General features: G+C 36.1%; 7 protein-coding genes and 1 pseudogene. 7 read left to right on the top strand and 1 reads right to left on the bottom strand.

Features of this window, described 5'->3' with window-relative positions; all coding sequences use genetic code 11:
- The 5 genes and pseudogenes from FTV34_RS16150 to FTV34_RS16130 all read left to right on the top strand — a co-directional run.
- Window positions 1–615 (top strand): annotated as a pseudogene (locus tag FTV34_RS16150) (mobilization protein A); the annotation flags it as partial.
- Between the two features lie 76 nt (window positions 616–691).
- The gene (locus tag FTV34_RS16145; RefSeq protein ID WP_003115799.1) at window positions 692–1,006 is read left to right on the top strand and encodes a type II toxin-antitoxin system Phd/YefM family antitoxin; all 315 of its coding nucleotides are present in this window, start codon (window positions 692–694) and stop codon (window positions 1,004–1,006) included.
- A complete protein-coding gene (locus FTV34_RS16140; protein WP_179995778.1) occupies window positions 1,003–1,290 on the top strand; it encodes a type II toxin-antitoxin system RelE/ParE family toxin in 288 nt (95 codons plus the stop codon). The genes FTV34_RS16145 and FTV34_RS16140 overlap by 4 nt, the downstream gene beginning before the upstream one ends.
- A gap of 232 nt (window positions 1,291–1,522) precedes the next feature.
- A complete protein-coding gene (locus FTV34_RS16135; RefSeq protein ID WP_179997541.1) occupies window positions 1,523–2,455 on the top strand; it encodes a replication initiation protein in 933 nt (310 codons plus the stop codon).
- A gap of 90 nt (window positions 2,456–2,545) precedes the next feature.
- On the top strand, window positions 2,546–2,824 hold the full coding sequence (locus tag FTV34_RS16130; protein WP_179991778.1) for a hypothetical protein: 279 nt from the start codon (window positions 2,546–2,548) through the stop codon (window positions 2,822–2,824).
- Window positions 2,825–2,914: 90 nt separating this feature from the next.
- Here FTV34_RS16130 and FTV34_RS16125 read toward each other — a convergent pair whose 3' ends face one another.
- Window positions 2,915–3,739, bottom strand: a complete 825-nt coding sequence (locus FTV34_RS16125) for a hypothetical protein (protein ID WP_179991777.1) — start codon at window positions 3,737–3,739, stop codon at window positions 2,915–2,917.
- Window positions 3,740–3,946: 207 nt separating this feature from the next.
- Here FTV34_RS16125 and mobC point away from each other — a divergent pair, with 207 nt between their 5' ends.
- Both mobC and FTV34_RS16115 read left to right on the top strand, forming a co-directional pair.
- The gene (mobC, locus tag FTV34_RS16120) at window positions 3,947–4,279 is read left to right on the top strand and encodes a plasmid mobilization relaxosome protein MobC (RefSeq protein ID WP_179996688.1); all 333 of its coding nucleotides are present in this window, start codon (window positions 3,947–3,949) and stop codon (window positions 4,277–4,279) included.
- Window positions 4,269–5,402, top strand: a 1,134-nt coding sequence (locus FTV34_RS16115; RefSeq protein WP_180070794.1) for a relaxase/mobilization nuclease domain-containing protein, incomplete at its 3' end; no start/stop codon positions are given. The genes mobC and FTV34_RS16115, both read left to right, overlap by 11 nt.

Here is a 5,402-nt window from a genome sequence, read left to right as displayed (position 1 = left end):
GGAATTAGCCGAAATCAATCTGAAAGTAGAGCAGACACCGCTAGAGAAACAAATCTTGCGGAAGGTGACTTTACACGAGAGCGAAGACAAGAAAACCCTATATATCATGGCGAAGAACAGCAAAAAAGCGCACGCTTACGAGACCACATCCAGTCAAATGGTACTGAAATTGGAAAAATAGAATCTAACTTTAAAACTCCTTTTGAAAATCCATTTAACCAGTCAAATGATGGAAAGGAGCTTTTGAAGGATAGCGGAAGTTTATTTGAAAACTTAGCCACCTCAAAAGAAGCAAAGCAGGACGTAAAACAGAGTAATCCTAATCAAGCGGAACAAGATAATGCCAAACGACTTTATGAATCGCTACAAAGACTTATTGAACTCGTTAGAGAAGCAATTGAAAGAGCTAAACGCTATAAATCAAAGTCAGAGCGAGCAGATCGAAACATTGAGCATTCAGAATCAAGTATTGAGAAGTCAGAACGAGGAATTAGCCAGTCAAAATCAGCAATTAAACAATCTCAACAGCAAATTAAGAGAAGTGAACAGCAAATTAGCCAGCAAATGAAAGAAAAACACGTTGAAAGAAGGGCTAGTAGAGGATTTGGGCGTTAAATTTAATAAATTACGCTAGATTACTTTCAAAAAAAGTCTAAAATAGACAAAACGCCTACTTTTATGAGGTTTGAACATGCAAGTTATTACAGCGAAAGATGCAAAATCACGCTTTGGTGAGTTATTAGATACGATGCAGCGAGAACCTGTATTAGTCACAAAGAATAAGCGCCCTGTTGGTGTTTTCTTGTCATTAAAAGACGTGAAAGGCACCCACTTAGAAAGCCTTTTTGATGTCCAAGATGATGATTATGAAGATTGGGAAAAAGAGAAAATCACAGAAGCGTTAAATGCTTTGAAAGCGCATCCATCTGATACGAAAGAAATGAAGTCAGTACATGCGACTGCAATGCAAAAGGCACGAGACTTGGTAGCGAGCCGTAAAAGATGACCTATGAAGTTTCTTACTTGCCACAAGCAGAACAGGATTTAATTGAAATTTTGGCGTATGGCATAGAGACATGGGGCGAAAAACTAGCAGAAGGGATGTATTTAAAAATTACTGAACAGCTAGAAACCCTGTATTTCTCACCAAATCGAACTAAAAAGAAGGGCAATTTAGGAACAAGAGAAATGCTTATTTCTGACAGTCCATACCGTGCAATTATTCAAATTGATGAGGAAGCCAAGCGAGTTTTTATTTTAAGAATCTTGCATACTTCGAGAAATATTTAATTAGATTATATGCCGTATATTGGCAAAAAACGGCTATAAAATTAAGAAAATCAATAACTTTTAAAAATATTAAAGTTGTGTTAGATTTTCTTTTAGGCGAAAAAAAAGCAGGTCGGCAAACCTACTTTTTTCTCATTGTTTAACAAATACTTAAAGCATCAGTAAACGCAAAATCGATATTTGTATTTTACTGATGTTTTGAGCATTTGCAACATAAAGGACGTTGCAAAAGGTGAATAACGCTCAATTAAGCGATTTTTTTGAAAATCTTGCTCATAAACCATACTGTGCAGATGATTTATTGTATGGCTTACAAATAAGACCGAAAAAAACGGCAATCAACATGCAATACATACAGGGTAATCAGCCTTGTATGCTTCATTACTTCTTTTTTGATATAGATCGTTCAGATGCTGTCATGGCATGGCATGATGAAAATTTGCCAATGCCCTATTGGACAGCGCAGACCTTAAAAAATGGTCATGCTCATATTTGCTATAAATTAGAAATTCCACTGTGTACCAGTGAATTAGCCAGTCAAAAAGCAATAGCCTATGCCTCAAAGGTTCAGGCAGGACTTGCCAATAAACTTGGAGCAGACGTTGGCTACAGTCATCTCATTACGAAGAATCCATTTCATAAAGATTGGCGTGTCACTTTTTGGAGTGAACAAGCCTATACGCTCGATTATTTAGCCGATTTTGTAGAATTACCTAAGAAATTAAGCAAAAAACAGGAAGTTTCAGGACTTGGACGTAACTGCACACTGTTCGATACCGTGCGTAAATGGGCATATACGGCTGTTAGAGCGCATAGAGGGGGTATTTACAACACTTGGCTAGAGGAAGTCACCAAACAGTGTTTAAGCGTAAATGAGGCGTTTTTAGAAGCATTACCCTATTCAGAAATCAAAGCTACAGCTAAGAGTATCGCCACATATTGTTGGAAAAAGGATGCCTACTGCTATCAAGAGTTTATTGATCGTCAAAGCCGAAAAGGAAAGCTAGGTGGTCTAAAGGGGGGGAAAATTAGATCGGATAATTATGCTTCTAAAAGAGTTAAGGCTTTAGCAATGATGAAAGAGGGTATGACTCAAAAGCAGATAGCAACTGAATTAATGGTTACTGATAGAACAATTAGGAACTGGATAAAAAATGATGTTTGATAGCTTATTTAGAAAAAAATCAGATAAATTGATAAAAGAATGAGTGTATACGCTACTATATTACTTCGTTAAATCGTAAGACAAATAACTATGAAAAACATTCTATTAGCAAGTATTACTCTTTTTATCGTTGGTTGTAGTGCTGAATCTGAAACTCAACTAATGGGTGGAAAATTTAGCTCCATGTCACAATGTCTTGAGACGATTAAAAATAGATCAGGCCAGACTCTTAGACCGATGACAGATACACCGGAGAAAGTTACTGGATATCTTGGAGATACGAACCTCAATTTCTACTGTGGAGTGAAGCAAACAGGTACTGAAGGTACTTATATTGAAGGTTGGTTTGATGAGCCAGTTAGTAATTAATTGTATGTAATTCTTAAAATCTAAAATCGTACGTTAATGAAAACAAATTTGCAGAAGTACTATTTTCTGTCATTAACGTACGAAAGCGCATTAAAAAGCGGAAAGTGAGCCTAAATCAGATATCAGCTCTTTTATCTGTATTTTGATTTCTTCTGGTGAACTATTTTCTAAGTTGGTGCTTAACTTTTCTATGTCTTTTAATAGCTTTTCTTTTATTTTTAGATGTGAATATTTTGTTTGATCTAATTTACCTTTATTGTTTAAAGATTTTATTGGGTCTAGTGTGTTGCAGTAGCCGTCTTCATTTTCGTTTCCTGTAATGTATATTGCTCCTTTATTTCTTAAATTATTTATTTCCCTTTTTGTATAATTATCGCTTTTTATGCCAATAAGTTTTTTCTTTTTAATAGCTTGTGGGAATTCTTTATCTAAGATTTTAATGTATTCGTTGCTTGTCCATGTATCTCCTCCATGGTTTTTTATTTTAATAAAAATTACTTCTTCAAAATTTATCAGAACTATTGCTATGCTGCCAGAGCGGTCTATAAATTTTGGATTTCTAGGATACATGTCAGATTTCAAATGAAAATGTATTAGTTTTTCATGTAAGTAAAGGTTATCTGTATAACTAGCTTCACATATTCTTGTACTTTGATATTTATTTAAATTTTCTCCATTTTCTATTTCTTTTTTTAGTTTGAAAAATCCTTTTTGTAAGTCAGTTGTTAGTTTTTTGAAATCTTCTTTAAAAGCTGAAGTTTGTAAACAATTACGAGTTTTTTCGGGAATTCTTCTTTCCAAAAAATTTAAGTATTGAAGTATTAAACAACTATTCGTACAGAAATCTATTTCTTCAGCAAGAAAATTTTGACAAATTATATTATTTAGATGATCTAGTAAATTAATTTTATTCATATGGTTACTCTAAATTTTTTTAAGGGCAAGGACACACAAAGGGTACTCTATACAAAAACTAAAGTTTTCGCTAGATTACCTTTTGTGCCTTGCAAGGGAAGAATCCCTTGACCCTCTTTTCGCCTTTTTCTATTGCGGTAAATTGCCTTTACTTGGCAATTTGTCCTCATAAAAAAAGCCGATCCAAGCCATGAAGCAGATTGAGTCATGACTAAGAAAGACATAATCAAAAGAAAAAAAGAGATCAAAGTCCGTTTAACAGAAGCGGAACATCAAGCCTTACTGGAGCGTATGGAAGGTGGAGAGCTTGCAACTTGGATTCGAAATACTTGTCTAGATGAGAAGCCAAATAAAAGAAGAAATTATAAAGCGGCAGATCCTCAGCTATTAGCAGCATTAGGACGCATTGGGGGCAATCTCAATCAGATTGCGAGACAAGTAAATACTGTGGAATCTGATATAGAAAAACTTAGAGCCTTTGCAGAGTTGGCAGTTATTCGAGAACAACTACAAGGAATTTTAGCCAACTATGATCGTTAAATTTTTGGGAAATAAGGGCGGTGGTAGTGCAGGTGCAACCATTGACTACCTACTTGGCAAAGATAGGGATAGACCAGGTGCAGTTTTACTGAGTGGAGATCCTGAATTAACCCAACGATTAGCAGACAACTTGGACTTCCAAAACCGTTATACGGTTGGAGTACTTTCATTTGAGGAACCAAACCTCGAAGAACACCAAAAAGAAGCCATCATGCAGAGCTTTGAAGAAACATTGCTTGCTGGGTTAGAGCGTGACCAGTACGACATCACTTGGATAGAACACACTGATAAAGGACGTTTAGAGCTTAATTTCGTCATTCCAAATGTGGAATTAAGTACAGGAAAAAGATTACAGCCTTATTTTGATCAAGCTGACCGCCCACTTGTAGAAAACTGGAAACAAGTCATCAATTTTGAGCATGGTTTAACAGACCCTCATGCACCAGAGAAAGCTCAAGCAATTAAAACTTTGAATAGCCAAAACCTACCTCAAAGCGTCAAAGAAATTAAAGAGCAAATCGGGACCGCAATTGCTGAGCAAATTAGCAATGGCAATATCCAAAATAGGCAAGATGTAGTTGAAACCCTAAAGGGTGCAGGCTTTGAGATTGCTAGAGAAACAGATAGATCAATCAGTATTAAGAATCCTGACGGCAAGCGGAATATTCGTTTAGAAGGCGTAATTTATGAAAATCGACAATTTGATAAACAATTTGCAGAAGAACACCGCCGAGCAGGACAGGATTATCAAAGAACAAGCCGAGAGCGTTACGAAACAGCACTTGGAAAGCTACAACGCCTTACTGAGAGCAAGCAGCAAGGAAACAGAGAAAATTTTAAGGTCAAACCTTCAGACCATCCAAGATCAGCAGCCGAAAATCAGAAACGCTTTGCGTTTGAATATTCTCACGGGAGCAATATTGGGCGTGTTGATTACAGTGTTTCTGATTTTTCTTGGCGTAAATTGGTGGTTAGCGAAGCAAATTCAGAACAAGCAGCAGGAATTAGCCGAAATCAGTCTGAAAGTAGACCAGACACCATTAGAAAAACAAATCTTGCGGAAAGTGAAATTAGTCGAGAGCGAGGACAAGAAAACCTTTTACATCATAGCGAAGAACAACAA

It is taken from the genome of Acinetobacter sp. YH16038 (assembly GCF_013417275.1).
Classification (GTDB): Bacteria; Pseudomonadota; Gammaproteobacteria; order Pseudomonadales; family Moraxellaceae; genus Acinetobacter.
The sequence above is the reverse complement of the archived record's forward strand: the minus strand, read 5'-3'. Positions and strand labels throughout refer to the sequence as shown.

Coding starts and splice junctions, on each gene's coding strand:
- FTV34_RS16145 (WP_003115799.1), top strand. CDS start 692: ATGCAAGTTATTACAGCGAAAGATGCAAAATCACGCTTTGGTGAGTTA.
- FTV34_RS16140 (WP_179995778.1), top strand. CDS start 1,003: ATGACCTATGAAGTTTCTTACTTGCCACAAGCAGAACAGGATTTAATT.
- FTV34_RS16130 (WP_179991778.1), top strand. CDS start 2,546: ATGAAAAACATTCTATTAGCAAGTATTACTCTTTTTATCGTTGGTTGT.
- FTV34_RS16125 (WP_179991777.1), bottom strand. CDS start 3,739: ATGAATAAAATTAATTTACTAGATCATCTAAATAATATAATTTGTCAA.
- mobC (WP_179996688.1), top strand. CDS start 3,947: ATGACTAAGAAAGACATAATCAAAAGAAAAAAAGAGATCAAAGTCCGT.